Source organism: Cupriavidus consociatus (assembly GCF_017814975.1).
In the GTDB taxonomy this organism is placed as follows: Bacteria; Pseudomonadota; Gammaproteobacteria; order Burkholderiales; family Burkholderiaceae; genus Cupriavidus; species Cupriavidus consociatus.
This window is the reverse complement of record NZ_JAGIQA010000002.1, coordinates 280,361-297,295: the sequence shown is the minus strand read 5'-3', so window position 1 is coordinate 297,295 and position 16,935 is coordinate 280,361. Positions and strand designations below refer to the sequence as shown.

Below are 16,935 nucleotides of genomic sequence, written 5' to 3'. Positions count from 1 at the left end.
GAGATCGGTGGTTACCGCAGGCGCAGCCGCGCCGCGGCGCGTTCCCCGGCACGTCGCGCGGCCTGGCGGGCACGGGCTTCGGAGCGGTGCGTGTCGTGGCGCAGGGCCACGTTGGCGACGATGCGCTCGGCGCCGTTGCGGTATTCGGCAATCATGTAGGTCGCGAACCAGAGGCCGGGTTCCTGCTGGATCGGATAGACCGAAACGGTGTACGGGTCGTGGCTGTGTCGATGGTCGAGGCTCTGGTTGTAGTAGTTGCTTGGCTTCAATGTGTTATCGCTTCAAGGGGCGCGGCCGCGGGCGGCGCGGTGCATCGGTCCGATGCAGGCGGCGCAGATTGGCGACCGTTCGCCGTTGCTGTAGGCCAGCGTCGGGGCCCGCGCACGGCGCAGGCAGGAGTCTGGCGGGAAGTGGACCATGCCTGCGCAGCCGGTGCGCTGGGAGCGGCGCGATGGTTGCGGAGCGGACGTGCCGCCGGTCGGATAGGGTAAGGGGCGTTGCCGCCCAGGGAATGCCGGGATCGGGCCCGGCCACCGCCGATGTACTTCTTTTGGGATTGGTCCTGCGGCGGATTGCACTGGCGTCGGGCGTTGCCGATCCGTGCGAAGGAACCCGAATGATACCACTTCCGGCGCGGACCCTTCCCGCATGCCGGACAGCGCACTCGGTGCGGGCCCCGCCAGACGCTCAGGTTTCGCTGATCTGCGCGAAGCGCTGCGACAGGAAATCGATCAGCTCGCGCACTGACGGAAGCAGTCCCCGCCGCGACGGAAACACCGCGTGGATCACGCCGCCCTTGATCGACCAGCCGGGCAGCACCCTGGCCAGGCGGCCCTCGCGCAGCTCGTCGCTGACCATCATCAGCGGCAGCTGCACCAGCCCGGCGCCGGCGACCGCGGCGGCGCGCAGCATGATCATGTCGTCGGTGACCAGGCGGGGCTTGTGGTGCAGCTCGGCGCTGGCGCCGTCGGGACCATGCAGCGCCCACACATGCGTGGGACGCGGCGGACCCAGGTCCAGCGTCGGCAGCGTGTTCAGGTCGGCCGGCGTGAACAGCGAGGGCAGGCTCTCCACCAGCCTGGGGCTGGCCACGATGCACCATGCACGCTCGGCCAGCACGCGCATCACCAGGTCGCTGTCGTCCAGCGGCGGCACGCGCACGCGGATGGCCAGATCCACGCCTTCGGCGACCACGTCCACGCGGCGGTTGGTGGCCTCCAGATGCACGGTGACCTTCGGGTTGGCGGCCATGAAATCCGCGATCATTTCGCCCACGCGGGTATGCAGCAGCGCCACCGGGCAAGTCATGCGCACCAGGCCGCTGGGTTCGGCGCGGGTGCGCTCGATCACGCTCTCGGCGGCCTCCGCCTCGACCAGCATTGCCTTACAGTGCGCGTAGTAGGTCTGCCCCAGTTCGGTCACGGAAAAGCGTCGCGTCGAGCGCTGGATCAGGCGCACGCCCAGCCGCTCTTCCAGCATGGCCACGCGCCGGCTCAGCTTGGACTTGGGGATCCCAAGCACGCGCCCCGCCGGCGCAAAGCCCTGGTGGTCGACTACCTGCGCAAAGTAGTACAGGTCGTTGAGGTCTGGATGCAACGCGGGCTCCTGTCGTCCTGCCAGTAGGACGCTGAGAGCAGATTTTCGAGCCTACCGGGTCCACCTGCCAAGACCTATGCTTTTGCCACACGGTTGGTTCCGCGGCGTTGGCGCCACGGCCACCGCAGCCTCGTCCACTGTGCAAGGAGAAAGCGAGATGACCACCCCCGCCAATTTCAACGGCAAGCGCCCCGTCATCGATCCCGCCGATACGGCGATGTTGCTGATCGACCACCAGAGCGGCCTGTTCCAGACCGTGGGCGACATGCCGATGCCCGAGCTGCGCCTGCGCGCCGCCGCGCTGGCCAGGATGGCAACGCTGTGCAAGCTGCCCGTCATCACCACGGCCTCGGTGCCGCAGGGGCCCAACGGCCCGTTGATTCCAGAGATCCACGAGAACGCCCCGCATGCCAGATATGTCGCGCGCAAGGGCGAGATCAACGCGTGGGACAACCCCGACTTCGTTGCCGCGGTGAAGGAAACCGGCAAGAAGACGCTGATCATTGCCGGCACCATCACCAGCGTCTGCATGGCGTTCCCGTCGATCAGCGCGGTCGCCGACGGCTACAAGGTGTTCGCCGTGGTCGATGCCTCCGGCACCTACTCCAAGATGGCGCAGGAGATCACGCTGGCGCGCATCGTCCAGGCCGGCGTGGTGCCGATGGATACCGCCGCGGTCGCCTCCGAGCTGCAGCAGAGCTGGAACCGCCCGGACGCGCAGCAATGGGCCGAGGTCTATACCAGGATCTTCCCCGCCTACCAGTTGCTGATCGAGAGCTACATGAAGGCGCAGGAAGTCGAAAAGAAGCACGAGGTGCTGGACTCCCGGCGCTGACATCGTCCCCTAGGAGGACGGCTTTTCACCCCTGGGAACGGCCGGTGGGCAATTCTCCGGCCGTGCCCGTTTTTGTTTTTACAGGAGTACGCCATGAGCAAGCCCTACAAGCGCCTGGACAAGAACCAGGCTGCCGTCCTGATGGTCGACCACCAGGCCGGCCTGCTGTCGCTGGTCCGGGATATCGAACCCGACAAGTTCAAGAACAACGTGCTGGCATTGGCCGACCTGGCCAGGTACTTCAAGCTGCCGACCATCCTGACCACCAGCTTCGAAGACGGTCCCAACGGTCCGCTGGTGCCCGAGCTGAAGCAGATGTTCCCCGATGCGCCGTTCATCCCGCGGCCGGGCCAGATCAATGCCTGGGACAACGAAGACTTTGTCGCGGCGGTGCGCGCCACCGGCAAGAAGCAGTTGCTGATCGCGGGCGTGGTCACCGAAGTCTGCGTGGCCTTCCCGGCGCTGTCGGCGATCGAGGAAGGCTTCGAGGTCTTTGTCGTGACCGATGCCTCCGGCACCTTCAACGAAATCACGCGCGATTCCGCGTGGCGCCGCATGTCAGAGGCTGGCGCGCAACTGATGACGTGGTTCGGCGTGGCATGCGAGCTGCACCGCGACTGGCGCAACGACATCGAAGGGCTGGGCACGCTGTTCTCGAACCATATCCCCGACTACCGCAATCTGATCACCGCCTATACGACGGTGAAGGGCGGCAAGTAAGCGCTTCGCACCGCCCTGTCTCGCGTCAGGGCGGCACGCTGGCGCAGCCTTCAGGCGCGGGCCGCGATCACCTTGCCCGGATTGAGGATATCGAGCGGGTCGAGCGCGCGCTTGATCGACCGCATCACGGCGACCGCGGCCTCGCCGTGCTCCTCCAGCAGGTAGCCGATCTTGTGCAGTCCCACACCGTGCTCGCCGGTGGAGGTGCCGCCATGGCGCAGCGCGCGCCGCACCAGCCGCTGGCTGAACGCCTCGGCCGCTTCCACTTCGGCACGATCGTCCGGATCGACCAGCACCAGGCAATGGAAATTGCCGTCGCCCACATGGCCGAACACCGGTGCCAGCAGGCCATGCGCGGCGATGTCGGCCTCGGTTTCCTCGATGCATTCCGCCAGCGCGGAGATCGGTACGCAGGCATCGGTTGTCAGGCAACGGCTGCCCGCGCGCAGCTGCAGCACGGCGAAGTAGGCATGATGGCGCGGCGTCCACAGGCGCGAACGGTCTTCCTGCCGCGTGGCCCACTGGAATTCGCCGCCGCCGCATTCCGCCGCGATTTCCCGCACCCATTCCGCCTGCTCGTCGACCTGCGCCTGGCCGCCGCCGAATTCCAGGCACAGCGTCGGCTGCTCGGCCATCGACAGCTGGCTGTGCGCATTGATGGCGCGGATCGTCAGCGCATCCAGCATCTCCGCGCGAGCCAGCGACACGCCGGCCTGCACTGCCTGGATGACGCAGTCGACCGCGGCGCGCACGCTCGGGAAATGCACGATCGCCGCGGCGGTGATTTCGGGCCGCGGATGCAGCCGCACCGTGGCCTCGGTGATCAGCCCCAGTGTCCCTTCGGAGCCGCAGTAGAGCTGCGTCAGGTTGTAGCCCGCCGATGACTTGCGCGCGTCAGACGCGGTGCGCAGCACCTCGCCGCCGGCAGTCACCACGGTCAGGCTGCGCACGTTGTCGCGCATGGTGCCGTAGCGGACCGTGTTGGTGCCCGAGGCCGCGGTCGCCGCCATGCCGCCGATGGTGGCATCCGCGCCCGGATCGACCGAGAAGAAGAAGCCGCTGTCGGCCAGCGCGGCATTGAGCTGGCTGCGCGTGACGCCGGCCTGCACGGTCGCGGTCATGTCTTCCGGCCGGATCGCCAGCACCGCGTTCATCTGCGTGAAGTCGATGCAGACGCCGCCCTGGATCGCCAGCAGGTGCCCTTCGACCGACGAGCCCGCACCGAATGCGATCACCGGCACGCGCTCGCGCGCGCAGGCCTGCACCACGAACGCGACTTCGTCGGTGCCGGTGACGAAGACCACGGCATCGGGCGGCGCCGGCGGATAGGCGGACTCGTCGGTGCCGTGCTGCAGCAGCACCGCGGCGCTGCGCGAAAAGCGCTCGCCGAATTTCTGTTCGAGCAGGGCGAGCAGCGCGGGCGACGGCGAACGGCGTGGCGCCGCTGCGGGGACTGCGGCGAGGACGTCAGTGGCGACGTCGGTGGTAGCTTCAAGCAGGGAGACCATGGTGTCTAGCGTGAGGAAGGGAGTTCATTGAAGCGGCGCGCGCGTGGGGCGCACCAGCAGCACCAGCGCGGCGCCGGCGACCAGCCACCCGGCCAGCATGTAGAGACCGGCATCGGTGCTGTGGGTGGCATCGTGGATCAGGCCCACCAGGAAGGGCGCACTGAAGCCGGACAGGTTGCCGAACGAATTGATCAGTGCAATGCCCGCCGCGGCGCCGGCACCGCCCAGCAGCATGGTGGGCAGCGCCCAGAACACCGGCAGCGTAGCCATGATGCCCATGGTCGCCACCGTCAGGCCCGCCATCGCCAGCCACTGGTTGCCGTGCATCGCCACGCTCAGCACCAGGCCCGCGGCACCGGCCAGCGCGGCCAGCGCGGCGTGCCAGCGCTGCTCCAGGTGGCGGTCGGCGCTGGCCGCGACCCAATACATCGCCACGACGCCGAACATCCACGGCACGGCGCTGAGCAGGCCGATCTGCAGCGGATCGGCCACGCCCGTGCCGCGGATGATGCTGGGCAGCCAGAAGCTCACGCCATACAGGCCGGAGACAAAGGCGAAGTACACCAGCGCCAGTGCCCACACCCGCGGGCTGGTCAGCACCGGGCGGATGCCGGTGTCGCCCTTGTGCGACTGTTCCGCCGCCATGTCGCGTGCGAGCACGTCGCGCTCGTGCGGCGCCAGCCAGCGCGCGGCGGCGGGGCGGTCGTCCAGGTACTTCAGCACCAGCAGGCCGACCAGCACGGTGGGCAGCCCTTGCAGCAGGAACATCCACTGCCACCCGGCCATGCCGGCGATGCCGCCCATGTACTTGAGGATCCAGCCCGACAGCGGGCCGCCGAGGATGCCCGACACAGGGATTGCCGCGATAAACATCGACGTCACGCGGCTGCGCCGCTGCGCCGGGAACCAGTAGGTCAGGTACAGGATGATGCCGGGAAAGAAGCCCGCCTCGGCCGCGCCCAGCAGGAAGCGCAGCACGTAGAAGGAGGCGGGCGACTTCACCAGCATCATCGCCGCCGACAGCAGGCCCCACGTGATCATGATGCGCGCGATCCAGCGGCGCGCGCCATAGCGATGCAGCACCAGGTTGCTCGGCACCTCGAACAGGAAGTAGCCGACGAAGAAGATGCCGGCGCCCAATCCGTATACGGTTTCGGTCAGTTGCAGGTCGGCCTGCATCTGCAGCTTGGCGAAGCCGACATTGACGCGGTCCAGGTAGGCGACGATATAGCAGAGGAACAGCAGGGGTACGAGACGCCAGGCGACTTTCCGGTAGACGGAATCGCCGGCGGCTTCAAGGGGGCCGGCCGCGGCGGGCACGGTGGTGGGGATGGTCATGCAGTCTCCGTATCTGTTCTTATGGCGTGGCGCGCCGTCTCGATGGCGCGGGGCTATCGTCGCCGCAATCGAACCAAAAGAAAAATATGGATTGGAGAACCGGCCATCTGCGAGCGAGATGGCAAGGGGACCCTGTCAGGGATCTGGGAAGGGAACCAGGAAAGATGCGCCGAGGCGGCGCCGAAAGACGGGGGAAGCGGCGGATCAGTCCCGCGTGCCGTCGGCGCTGACGGCGCGCGCGCCACGCCAGCCGCCCTGGTCGCACAACTGCCGCACCACATTGCCGACCAGCGTGCGCACCGCGCGCTTGGCATGGGTCAGCGGCAGGTCGCGCGACAGGCAGGTGCCCAGCGTACGCCGCATGGCGTCGCACAGGATCGGATGCGCGACCAGGTCGCCGGCGTCCACCTCCTGCGCCACCAGGGCCAGCGGCAGGATGGTCGGGGCGATGCCCGCCTGCACCGCGCGCTTCAGCGTATGGACCGAGTTGATTTCAGCGGCCAGCGACGGCATGGCAATGCCTTGCTCGCCGAAGACCTGCTCGATGATGGCGCGCAGGCAGTGATTGTGCTGCGACGCCGACAGGATCAGCGGCTGCGCGGCGATCGCCTGCAGCGTCATGCCGGCCTCCGGCGCGGGGCCTGGATAGCCCGCGCCCCGAATCCAGTAGAAGTCCTCGTCGGCCATGGGCTCGAAATCGAAATCGGCCAGCGGGACGTTGGAAGTGAACACGGTCAGGTCGATGCGGCCCTGCCTGAGCTGGTCGAGCAGGTTGCCGGTCAGTTCCTCGTTCAGGTGCAGCGACACCTGCGGCAGTTGGGCGCGCGCGGCCTGCAGCAGCGGCAGTGCCAGCGCCGCCGAGGCGCTCTGCGGCACGCCCAGGATCACCGAGCCGACGATCGATTCGGGCGCGCGCACCGCGGTGCGCGCGTCTTCCAGCTGCTTCAGGATGCCCTGCGCGTACTCGTAGAAGACCTTGCCCGACTCGGTCACCTGCACGCCGCCGCGCCCGCGCACCAGCAGCTGCACGCCGAGCTCCTGCTCCAGGTCACTGATCTGCTTGCTCAGCGCCGACTGGGCGACGAACAGGCATTGCGCGGCGCGCGACACGCTGCCGGCATCGACAATGCCGACGAAGTACTTGAGCTGTCTGAGTTCCATGGTCGCTTCTCGTGTTCGCCTCGGGCGGGGCGGCACGCTGCCGTGCGCGGCGGCGATGATAGCAGCCACCGGGCAGCCGGAAACATCCCGGCTTTCCCTGTGGCATGGAACCCAACAGGATGCGTCGCACGCGCCGCTCAGGCCTTGCTCGCGGCGGGGGCCGGTGTTGCCACCTTCACCTCCGCGGCAGTCTCCGCCTGCGCCGAGGCCGACCGGCGGTGGTTGATCAGCGACACCGCCAGCATTGCGATCACCGCGGGGATTGCAATCGCCATGAAGTTCTGCTGCAGCGGCAGCGACATCCCCACCAGCACGCCGATCACGATCGGCGCCAAGATCGCGCCGCTGCGGCCCACGCCCGAGGCCCAGCCGATGCCGGTGCCGCGCACCGCCATCGGGTAGAACTGGCCCGCATAGGCATAGGTGACGATCTGCGTGCCGATGGTCGAGGCACCGGCCAGTCCCACCATCACGAACAGCGCGGCGGTCGGCATGGGGTAGCCCAGCAGCGTGATCGAGATCGCGGCCAGCGCGTACATGCCGATCAGCACATGCTTGATTGGCAGGCGGTCGGCCAGCCAGCCGCCGCCGACGGCGCCGATCATCGCGCCGAAGTTCAGCACCAGCACGAAAGTCAGCGCCGAGCCGAGGGTGTAGCCGGCGCCGGCCATCAGCCTGGTCAGCCACGAGCTGAGCGCGTACACCATGAACAGGCACATGAAGAACGCCACCCAGAACATCGCCGTGCTGAAGCCGCGGCCATCCTGGAACAGGCGGCGGATCGGCGCGCTGCCGGCCGTCTTGCTGTCACTCTCGTCTGCGGGCAGCGTGAAGACGTCGCCGGCCTGCGGGCGGTGCGACGGCACCAGCCGCGCTACCACGGACTGCAGCATGGCGGTCTGCCTGGTGCGGATCAGGTAAGGCATCGATTCCGGCAGCGCGCGCAGCACCAGCGGGATCAGCAGCACCGGCAGCCCGGCGGCCAGGAACACCGACTGCCAGCCATAGCTCTCGATCAGGCCCTTGCCCAGCAGCGCGGCCAGCATGCCGCCGACCGAATAGCCGCTGAACATCAGCGTCACCAGCGTGCCGCGCAGCTTGCGCGGCGAGTACTCGCTCATCTGCGCCACCACGTTGGGCATCACGCCGCCGATGCCCAGCCCCGCCAGGAAGCGCGTGACGCTGAACGTGACAGGATCGCCGGCAAAGCCAGCCGCCGCCGTGAACACGCTGAACAGGCCGATGCAGATGGCAATGGCGCGCCGGCGGCCGATGCGGTCGGCCACGGTACCGAGGAAGATCGCGCCGAACATCATGCCGAACAGTGCCGAGCTGACCATGAAGCCCGCGCTGGTGGCGGTCACGCCCATCTCCTTCATGATCGACGGCAGCGCAATGCCGGCAACGGCCAGGTCATAGCCGTCAAAGATAATGATCAGCGCGCACCAGAACAGGATCTGCGCATGGAAGCGGTTGAAGCGGGCCTCGTCGGCCAGCTGGTGGACGTCGATCTGACGCATGGGTTGTCTCCGGTATGGTGGGATGGCGCGTGCTCACGCCACTGCAACGGCGCGCTCTGCGGCGGCCTTCAGTTCGCGCTCGCGCAGCACGAAGCGCTGGATCTTGCCCGTGGCGGTCTTGGGCAGCGTGTCGACGAACTCGATCGCACGCGGGTACTTGTAGGCGGCCAGCCGCTCCTTGACGAAGGCCTTCAGCTCGCTGTCACCAAGCTGCGCGCCGGACTTGAGCACCACGAACGCCTTGGTCTTGACCAGCCCCTCCTGGTCAGGCACGCCGATCACCGCCGCTTCGAGTACGGCGGGGTGCTGCACCAGCGTGGCCTCGACCTCGAACGGCGAGACGTAGATGCCGCTGACCTTGAGCATGTCGTCGCTGCGTCCGGCGTAGCTGTAGGTGCCGTCCGGGTTGCGCACGTACTTGTCGCCGCTCTTGGTCCAGCCGCCGCGGAAGGTGTCGCGCGTTTTCTCGCGATTGGCCCAGTACATCATCGCGGCGCTGGGGCCTTGGATATAGAGGTCGCCGATCTCGCCGTCGGGAACGGGCTGGCCGGATTCGTCGCGCAACTCGATCGAGTAGCCCGGCACCGGCCAGCCGGTGGTGCCGTAGCGGACCTGGCCAGGGCGGTTGGACAGGAAGATGTGCAGCATCTCGGTGGAGCCGATGCCGTCGATGATCTCGCAGCCGAAATGCGCGGTAAAGCGCTGGCCGATATCCGCGGGCAAGGCTTCGCCGGCCGACGAGCACAGCCGCAGCGCCACGTCGGCGCGCGCGGGCAATGAAGGATGGGCCAGCATGCCGGCGTAGCCGGTGGGCGCGCCGAAGAATACCGTGGGCTTGTGTTCCAGCCAGCGGCGGAAGGTGGCCTCGGGCGTGGGCCGCTCGGCCATCAGCACCACCGTAGCGCCAACGCTCAACGGAAAGCTCAGGCCATTGCCGAGACCATAGGCGAAATACAGCTTGGCCGCGGAGAAACAGGTGTCGTCCTCGCGCAGGCCCAGCACCGGAGCGGCGTAGAGTGAGGCGGTCCAGTAGGGGTTGCCATGGCTGTGCACCACGCCCTTGGGCTGTCCGGTCGAGCCGGATGAATACAGCCAGAAGCCCGGATCATCGCAACTGGTTGCGGCGGGCACCGCCAGCGGGGGTTGCGCGGCGAGCACCGTGTCGAGCGACACCATGCCCTCAGGCAACTGGCCTTGCGCGCGCGACACGAACACCTTGCCCACTTCATGCCCGGGCCGCGCCAGCGCGTCCTGCAGCACCGGCAGCAGCGCCGCCGACACCAGCACCGCCTGCGCGCGGCTGTGCTGCAGCATGTAGACGTAGTCATCGACGGTCAGCAGCGTATTGACCGCCACCGGCACGATGCCGGCATACATCGCGCCCAGGAAGCTCGCTGGCCAGTCGGTGCAGTCGTGCATCAGCAGCAGCACGCGTTCCTCGCGGCGCACGCCGGCGCCGAGCAGCGCGGCGGCCACGCGCCGCGCCTGCTGCGCCAGCTCGCCGTAGGTCAGCTGGCCGTCGTCATCGATGTAAGCGGTCTTGTCCGGCCGTCCGGCATTGCACGCCAGCACGTGCGCGGCAAAGTTGAAGGACGCGCCCGGCGGCTGCACCGGGACGCCTGCGGTGGTGGCGGTCATGCTTGTCTCCCCGTTACTGGTGTACGGTGTGCTGCGCGCCGCCATGCGAGGGCGACGCGGTGAAGGAGCGGTGAAGGCGTATGAACGTGTGAAGGGGGACCGCGGTCAGGCCAGCGTGCCAAGTACCCCGGTGCTGGCCTGGATCGCGCTGCGGCGATGGTAGAAATGCAGTGCGCGCAGGCCGCCCAGCTCCTCGCCGCCGCCGGCGCGGCCGGGGCCGCCATGCAGCGATTGCGGCATCACGTTGCCGTGGCCGGTGTGCAGCTGCGCGACGTCGGGCGAGATCACATGCACGCGGCCGTGGCTGTCGGCCAGTTCGACCGCCGCGGCGCCGAGCGCCGCGGCATCGCTGCCATAGAGCGAGGCCACCAGCGAACCCTGGCCGCGGCGCACCAGAGCGAGCGCATGCGGGGTATCGCGATAGGGCAGCAGCGTGGCGACGGGGCCGAACACCTCGGTGTCGTGCACCGCTGAGGCCGCATCGGCATCGGCGACGCCGAGCAGCGTCGGCCCGATGCAGCAGGCCACGGCCGGATCGGCGTCAACCAGCGGCTGCCGCGTGCCGTCGTGCAGCATCTGCGCGTGCTGGCGCAACGCCGCAAGCCCTTCGGTGACCGCATCGAACTGTGCGCGGCTGACCAGCGCGCCCATGCGCACCGCGTCGTTGCGCGGATTGCCGACGGTGACTTTCGACAGCCGCGCGCCGATCGCTTCGGCGGCCTGCCCGTAGAGCGCTTCGGGCACGAACACGCGGCGGATCGCGGTGCATTTCTGCCCGGACTTGACCGTCATCTCGCGCACCACTTCCTTCACCAGCAGGTCGAGCGCGGCGGCGTCCGGCCCCGCCTGCGGCAGCAGGACCGCGCTGTTGATGCTGTCCGCCTCGATATTCACGCGCACCGAACGTTGCGCGATAGCCGGATGCGAGCGGATCACCGCGGCGGTATCGGCCGAGCCGGTGAACGACACCACGTCGAACGGTTGCAACGGGTCCAGCAACCCCGCCGAGCTGCCGCAGATCACCGACAGCGCGCCGGCCGGCAGCACGCCGGCCTCGACCACGTCGCGCACCATGCGCTGGGTCAGCCAGGCCGTGGCGGTGGCGGGTTTGACGATCACCGGCACGCCGGCCAGCAGCGCGGGCGCAGCTTTCTCCCACAGGCCCCAGCCTGGAAAGTTGAAGGCATTGATAAACAGCGCCACGCCGCGCGTGGGCACCAGCACGTGCTGCGATTGGAACAGCGGATCCTTGCCCAGCCGCGCGGCCTCGCCGTCGGGCAGGTAGTGGCGATCGCCGAGCGTATCGCCCAGCTTCGCATAGGTGCCCAGCGTAAAGATGCCGCCATCGATGTCGACCGCGGAATCGTTCTTCACGGTGCCGCTGTTCGCGGTGGCAATCTCGTAATAGGCATCGCGGTTGGCCTGCAGCACCTTGACGACTTCACCCAGCAGCGCGGCGCGCTGGCGGTAGGTCAGCGCGCGCAGGGCGGCACCGCCCTGTTCGCGCGCGAAGGCAAAGCCGGCGGCGAGGTCCAGGCCGGTGGCATCGACCCGCACCAGTTCATCGCCCAGCACGGGATCGAACAGTGGCGTGCCGGCACCGCTGCCTGCCTGCCATTTGCCGCCGAGATAGTTGGAAAGCAGTTCGGTCATGGCAGTCCTTAGCGGGTGAAGTCGCGGGTGAAGTCGATGCGGCCTTCAGGCAGCAGGTAGAGCACCAGCGCGCGGCCGTTGCTGACGGTGGGGCGGTGCGCACTGCCCGGCGGACATACCAGCCAGCCGGCGGCGCGGCCATCGAATTGCGCATTGCCTTCCAGCGGCATGATCAGGTCGATCTCGCCGTTGGGATGCATATGGTGCGGACCGGCAATGTCCCGCATGTCGACCACGTCGACCGAGAATCCGTGCAGGTCGCCGGCGGGCTTGAAGATGCGGCCGTAGCGGATGCCGCCGCCTTCGCGGTCGCACAGCCAGCCTTCCGCCACACCGGCCTCGCAGCTTGCCTTCAGTTGCTGGTAGGTGGCAGTGCTGGCGCCATGCTCGGCATTGAGCCAGTCGTCCAGGGCGGCATCGAGCGGCCGGCCGGCAAGCTGTGCGGTAAGTTGCGCAATCTGCTCGCGGAATTGCGTTGGAGAGAGGGTGGGGGACATCCGAGGGGCTCCGTCTGATTCAGCCATTGCTATCCAAGACTTCATGCATTATTGTGCATGTATGAAAAATAGGACCGCCGAGAAATCATGTCAAGCACTATATTGCATGAATCTGGGTTAACCCGGGATCAGCGCCTGCAAGATGATTCAGGCGCAGCCGCCGCCAACGGCGCCGAGAAGAACCCCTTCCTGGTCGCGCTGGGGGAGCGCGTGCGCGACCTGCGCGCGCGCCGCGGCCTGACACGCAAGGCCGCGGCGCAGGCCGCCGGGGTGTCGGAGCGGCACCTGGCCAACCTGGAATATGGCAGCGGCAACGCGTCGATCCTGGTGCTGCAGCACATTGCCGACGCGCTGCAGTGCTCGCTGGCCGGGCTGCTGGGCGACGTCACCACGTCCTCGCCGGAATGGATCCTGCTGCGCGAGCTGCTGGAGCACCGCGATGAAGCCACGCTGCGGCGCGTGCGCATTGCCGTGGGCGAAATGCTCGGCACCGGCGGCGAGAATGCCGTGCAGGCGGCGCGCAGCCCGCGCGTGGCGCTGATCGGCCTGCGCGGCGCCGGCAAGACCACGCTGGGCGGCATGCTGGCCGAGGACCTGGACTTCCCGTTCGTCGAGCTGAGCCGCGAGATCGAGAAGTTCGCCGGCTGCAGCATTGCCGAGATCCAGGGGCTGTACGGCATGAACGCCTACCGCCGCTACGAGCGCCGGGCGGTGGAAGAGGCCATCCAGATCTATCCAGAAGCCGTCATCGCCACGCCCGGCGGGCTGGTGTCCGACCCGGCCACCTTCAACCTGCTGCTGGCCCACTGCACCACGGTCTGGCTGCAGGCCGACGCGGAAGACCATATGGAGCGCGTGCGGGCACAGGGCGACTTCCGCCCGATGGCGGCCAGCAAGGAGGCGATGGAAGACCTGCGCCATATCCTGGCCGGCCGCGCCGCGTTCTATTCCAAGGCGGAGTTTTCGCTGGATACCAGTGCGCAGCCGCTTGAAGCCACGTTCGCGGCGCTGCGCGAGCTGGTGCGCACGGCGCTGCAGATGCCGGGCTGAACCGAGTCTGCTGTCAGCGGCGGCACTTCGGTGCCGCCGTTCTGCTTTCCGGGCGGCGCGAACGCCGCATATGAACCATGGCGGCGCCGCGTTCGCCATATCCTCCAAAATCTGCACAATAGTGCTTGCATGAAATTCTGTTGATGAACTATAGTTCGTTTCAACAGATTCCTGCTCATGCACTATGGTGCAGATCCACAGAGGAGACACCGCCGTGACCACCGCCCCCCGCGTCGAGTACCAGACCACCCCCGCCCAGTACAAGCACCTGAAGCTGAAGTTCGAAGGCCCTGTCGCCACGCTGGCGGTGGATATCGACGAAAACGCCGGCCTGCGTCCCGGCTACAAGCTCAAGCTGAACAGCTACGACCTCGGCGTCGATATCGAGCTGAACGATGCGCTCAACCGCATCCGCTTCGAACATCCGGTAGTGCGCACCGTGGTTGTCACCAGCGGCAAGGACAAGGTGTTCTGCTCGGGCGCCAATATCTTCATGCTCGGCGTCAGCAGCCATGCCTGGAAGGTCAACTTCTGCAAGTTCACCAACGAGACCCGCAACGGCATCGAGGACTCGTCGCAGCACAGCGGCCTGAAGTTCCTGGCCGCGGTCAACGGCGCCTGTGCCGGCGGCGGCTATGAACTGGCGCTGGCCTGCGACGAGATCCTGCTGGTGGACGACCGCTCGTCGGCGGTCAGCCTGCCGGAAGTGCCGCTGCTGGGCGTGCTGCCGGGCACCGGCGGCCTGACCCGCGTGACCGACAAGCGCCATGTGCGCCACGACCTGGCAGATATCTTCTGCACCACCACCGAAGGCGTGCGCGGCCAGCGCGCCAAGGACTGGCGGCTGGTCGACGATATCGCCAAGCCGGCGGTGTTTGCGCAAAAGGTGCAGGAGCGTGCGCTGGCGCTGGCCGCAAAGAGCGACCGGCCGGCCGATGCGCAGGGCGTCGCGCTCACGCCGATCGAGCGCACCACCGAAGCCGATGCGCTGCGCTATACGCATGTGACGGTCGAGATCGACCGCGCCGGCCGCACCGCCACGTTCACGATCAAGGCGCCGACGGGCACGCAGCCGCAAGACATTGATGACATCGTGCAAGCCGGCGCCAGCTGGTACCCGCTGCAACTGGCGCGCGAACTGGAAGACGCGATCCTGTCGATGCGCACCAATGAGCTGGACATCGGCACCTGGCTGATCAAGACCAGCGGCGACGCCGCCGCGGTGCTGGCCACCGACGCGACGCTGCTGGCGCACAAGGACCACTGGTTCGTGCGCGAAACCATCGGCCTGCTGCGCCGCACGCTGAGCCGACTGGACGTGTCGTCGCGCAGCCTGTTCGCGCTGATCGAACCGGACTCCTGCTTTGCTGGCACCTTCCTGGAACTGGCGCTGGCCTGCGACCGCAGCTATCACCTGGCGCTGCCCGATGACGAGGCGCGCGCGCCGAAGATCACCGTGGCGGAAGTCAACTTCGGCCTGTACCCGATGGCCACCGGCCAGAGCCGCCTGGGCCGCCGCTTCTATGACGAACAGCCGGCGCTGGACGCGGTGCGCGCCAGGGCCGGCCAAGCGCTCGATGCCGATGCCGCCCATGCGCTCGGCCTGGTCACCGCCAATCCCGACGACATCGACTGGACCGATGAAGTGCGCATCGCGCTGGAAGAGCGCGTGGCGATGTCGCCCGATGCGCTGACCGGGATGGAAGCCAACCTGCGCTTCAACGGCCAGGAAAATATGTTCACCCGTATCTTCGGCCGTCTGACCGCGTGGCAGAACTGGATCTTCCAGCGCCCCAACGCCGTCGGCGACAAGGGGGCGCTCAAGGTCTACGGCAAGGGCGACAAGGCTGCCTTCGACTGGAACCGCGTCTGATCCCGCACCCAACGACAACCGAATCGTCCTCCCCAGGAGACCACCATGTCCGGCATCAACTACAGCGACAAGATTCCCAACAACGTCAACCTGAGCGAAGACCGCACCCTGCAGCGCGCGCTCGAGCAGTGGCAGCCCAACTACCTGAGCTGGTGGAACGACATGGGCCCGGAAGGCTCGCACAGCCATGACATCTACCTGCGCACCGCGATCAGCGTCGATCCGCAGGGCTGGGCCCACTTCGGCCACGTCAAGATGCCGGATTACCGCTGGGGCATCTTCCTGAACCCGGCAGAGGCCAACCGCAGGATCCACTTCGGCGACCACAAGGGCGAGGACGCGTGGCAAGACATCCCCGGGGAATATCGTGCCAACCTGCGCCGCATCATCGTCACGCAGGGCGACACCGAGCCGGCATCGGTGGAGCAGCAGCGTCACCTTGGCCTGACCGCGCCCAGCATGTATGACCTGCGCAACCTGTTCCAGGTCAACGTGGAAGAGGGCCGCCACCTGTGGGCCATGGTCTACCTGCTGCACAAGTACTTCGGCCGCGACGGCCGGGAAGAGGGCGAAGCGCTGCTGGAGCGCCGCAGCGGCCAGCAGGACAACCCGCGCATCCTGCAGGCGTTCAACGAGCAGACCCCTGACTGGCTGTCGTTCTTCATGTTCACCTACTTCACCGACCGCGACGGCAAGTTCCAGCTATGCGCGTTGGCCGAGAGCGCCTTCGACCCGCTGGCACGGACCACTAAATTCATGCTGACCGAGGAAGCGCACCACATGTTCGTCGGCGAGAGCGGCGTGTCGCGCGTGATCCAGCGCACCTGCCAGGTGATGAACGAACTGAAGACAGACGATCCGGCGAAGCTGCGTGCCGCAGGCGTGATCGACCTGCCGACCATCCAGCGCTACCTGAACTTCCACTACAGCGTCACCATCGACCTGTTCGGCGCGGATGAGTCGAGCAACGCCGCCACCTTCTACAGCACCGGCCTGAAGGGCCGCTATGAAGAAGGCAAGCGCATGGACGACCACGTGCTCAAGGGCCAGACCTACCGCATCCTGCAGGCGCAGAACGGCCAGTTGACCGAGAAGGAAGTGCCGATGCTCAACGCGCTCAACGAAGTGCTGCGCGACGACTACATCAAGGACAGCATGGCCGGCGTCGAGCGCTGGAACAAGGTGATCGAGAAGGCCGGCATCCCGTTCCGCCTGAAGGTGCCGCACAAGGCTTTCCACCGCAATATCGGCGCGCTGGCCGGCGTGAAGGTATCGCCGGACGGCCGCGTAGTCTCCGACGCCGAATGGCGCGATTTCCGCGACCAGTGGCTGCCCACCGAAGGCGACCGCGCCTTTGTCGCCAGCCTGATGGGCCGCGTGGTCGAGCCGGGCAAGTTCGCCAACTGGATCGCGCCGCCGGTCATGGGTATCAACCGCCAGCCGGTGGATTTCGAGTACGTGCGGTTTAACTGACCGGCATGGCGGCTTCCGTGCTGCCGGCTTTCTCCCCTCTCCCGCTTGCGGGAGAGGGGCGGGGGTGAGGGCG

The 16,935-nt window shown here is 67.5% G+C and carries 14 protein-coding genes; 5 read left to right on the top strand and 9 right to left on the bottom strand.

What is annotated here, in order from left to right; all coding sequences use genetic code 11:
- Positions 1-11 precede the first annotated feature (11 nt).
- Both J8I82_RS04515 and J8I82_RS04510 read right to left on the bottom strand, forming a co-directional pair.
- Positions 12-269, bottom strand: a complete 258-nt coding sequence (locus J8I82_RS04515; RefSeq protein WP_209754785.1) for an isochorismatase — start codon at positions 267-269, stop codon at positions 12-14.
- 418 nt (positions 270-687) lie between these two features.
- On the bottom strand, positions 688-1,596 hold the full coding sequence (locus tag J8I82_RS04510; RefSeq protein WP_209754783.1) for a LysR family transcriptional regulator: 909 nt from the start codon (positions 1,594-1,596) through the stop codon (positions 688-690).
- 157 nt (positions 1,597-1,753) lie between these two features.
- On the opposite strand from J8I82_RS04510, the gene J8I82_RS04505 reads away from it, so the two are divergent.
- Together J8I82_RS04505 and ycaC are read left to right on the top strand one after the other, a co-directional pair.
- Positions 1,754-2,431, top strand: coding sequence for an isochorismatase family protein (locus tag J8I82_RS04505; RefSeq protein WP_209754781.1), 678 nt, complete (start codon positions 1,754-1,756; stop codon positions 2,429-2,431).
- Between the two features lie 93 nt (positions 2,432-2,524).
- Entirely contained in the window at positions 2,525-3,151 is a 627-nt protein-coding gene (gene ycaC, locus J8I82_RS04500; RefSeq protein ID WP_209754779.1) for an isochorismate family cysteine hydrolase YcaC, read from the top strand.
- A gap of 50 nt (positions 3,152-3,201) precedes the next feature.
- Here ycaC and J8I82_RS04495 read toward each other — a convergent pair whose 3' ends face one another.
- The 7 genes from J8I82_RS04495 to J8I82_RS04465 form a co-directional block, all read right to left on the bottom strand.
- Positions 3,202-4,659, bottom strand: a complete 1,458-nt coding sequence (locus J8I82_RS04495) for an FAD-binding oxidoreductase (RefSeq protein ID WP_209754776.1) — start codon at positions 4,657-4,659, stop codon at positions 3,202-3,204.
- Between the two features lie 24 nt (positions 4,660-4,683).
- On the bottom strand, positions 4,684-5,997 hold the full coding sequence (locus tag J8I82_RS04490; RefSeq protein ID WP_209754774.1) for an MFS transporter: 1,314 nt from the start codon (positions 5,995-5,997) through the stop codon (positions 4,684-4,686).
- 204 nt (positions 5,998-6,201) lie between these two features.
- The gene (locus J8I82_RS04485) at positions 6,202-7,158 is read right to left on the bottom strand and encodes a LysR family transcriptional regulator (protein WP_209754772.1); all 957 of its coding nucleotides are present in this window, start codon (positions 7,156-7,158) and stop codon (positions 6,202-6,204) included.
- A 137-nt stretch (positions 7,159-7,295) separates the two neighbouring features.
- Entirely contained in the window at positions 7,296-8,678 is a 1,383-nt protein-coding gene (locus tag J8I82_RS04480) for an MFS transporter (RefSeq protein WP_209754771.1), read from the bottom strand.
- Between the two features lie 33 nt (positions 8,679-8,711).
- Positions 8,712-10,316, bottom strand: coding sequence for a benzoate-CoA ligase family protein (locus J8I82_RS04475; RefSeq protein ID WP_209754769.1), 1,605 nt, complete (start codon positions 10,314-10,316; stop codon positions 8,712-8,714).
- Positions 10,317-10,421: 105 nt separating this feature from the next.
- Complete coding sequence (locus J8I82_RS04470; RefSeq protein WP_209754767.1) at positions 10,422-11,969, bottom strand: 3,4-dehydroadipyl-CoA semialdehyde dehydrogenase; 1,548 nt, start codon at positions 11,967-11,969, stop codon at positions 10,422-10,424.
- Between the two features lie 8 nt (positions 11,970-11,977).
- Positions 11,978-12,466 carry a DUF4863 family protein gene (locus tag J8I82_RS04465; RefSeq protein ID WP_209754765.1) on the bottom strand — a complete coding sequence of 163 codons (489 nt, stop codon included), beginning with the start codon at positions 12,464-12,466 and terminating at the stop codon, positions 11,978-11,980.
- An 87-nt stretch (positions 12,467-12,553) separates the two neighbouring features.
- Here J8I82_RS04465 and J8I82_RS04460 point away from each other — a divergent pair, with 87 nt between their 5' ends.
- From J8I82_RS04460 to boxB, 3 genes are all read left to right on the top strand, one after another.
- Positions 12,554-13,516 (top strand): helix-turn-helix transcriptional regulator, encoded by a 963-nt coding sequence (locus J8I82_RS04460; protein WP_209754764.1) that lies wholly within the window; start codon positions 12,554-12,556, stop codon positions 13,514-13,516.
- A 214-nt stretch (positions 13,517-13,730) separates the two neighbouring features.
- Positions 13,731-15,389 carry a 2,3-epoxybenzoyl-CoA dihydrolase gene (boxC, locus tag J8I82_RS04455; protein WP_209754762.1) on the top strand — a complete coding sequence of 553 codons (1,659 nt, stop codon included), beginning with the start codon at positions 13,731-13,733 and terminating at the stop codon, positions 15,387-15,389.
- 45 nt (positions 15,390-15,434) lie between these two features.
- Positions 15,435-16,862, top strand: coding sequence for a benzoyl-CoA 2,3-epoxidase subunit BoxB (gene boxB, locus J8I82_RS04450; protein WP_209754760.1), 1,428 nt, complete (start codon positions 15,435-15,437; stop codon positions 16,860-16,862).
- The last annotated feature ends 73 nt before the right edge of the window (positions 16,863-16,935 follow it).

Excerpts from the sequence above, each read along its gene's own strand:
- J8I82_RS04505 (WP_209754781.1), top strand. The coding sequence starts at position 1,754 with ATGACCACCCCCGCCAATTTCAACGGCAAGCGCCCCGTCATCGATCCC.
- ycaC (WP_209754779.1), top strand. The coding sequence starts at position 2,525 with ATGAGCAAGCCCTACAAGCGCCTGGACAAGAACCAGGCTGCCGTCCTG.
- J8I82_RS04495 (WP_209754776.1), bottom strand. The coding sequence starts at position 4,659 with ATGGTCTCCCTGCTTGAAGCTACCACCGACGTCGCCACTGACGTCCTC.
- J8I82_RS04490 (WP_209754774.1), bottom strand. The coding sequence starts at position 5,997 with ATGACCATCCCCACCACCGTGCCCGCCGCGGCCGGCCCCCTTGAAGCC.
- J8I82_RS04485 (WP_209754772.1), bottom strand. The coding sequence starts at position 7,158 with ATGGAACTCAGACAGCTCAAGTACTTCGTCGGCATTGTCGATGCCGGC.
- J8I82_RS04480 (WP_209754771.1), bottom strand. The coding sequence starts at position 8,678 with ATGCGTCAGATCGACGTCCACCAGCTGGCCGACGAGGCCCGCTTCAAC.
- J8I82_RS04475 (WP_209754769.1), bottom strand. The coding sequence starts at position 10,316 with ATGACCGCCACCACCGCAGGCGTCCCGGTGCAGCCGCCGGGCGCGTCC.
- J8I82_RS04470 (WP_209754767.1), bottom strand. The coding sequence starts at position 11,969 with ATGACCGAACTGCTTTCCAACTATCTCGGCGGCAAATGGCAGGCAGGC.
- J8I82_RS04465 (WP_209754765.1), bottom strand. The coding sequence starts at position 12,466 with ATGTCCCCCACCCTCTCTCCAACGCAATTCCGCGAGCAGATTGCGCAA.
- J8I82_RS04460 (WP_209754764.1), top strand. The coding sequence starts at position 12,554 with ATGTCAAGCACTATATTGCATGAATCTGGGTTAACCCGGGATCAGCGC.
- boxB (WP_209754760.1), top strand. The coding sequence starts at position 15,435 with ATGTCCGGCATCAACTACAGCGACAAGATTCCCAACAACGTCAACCTG.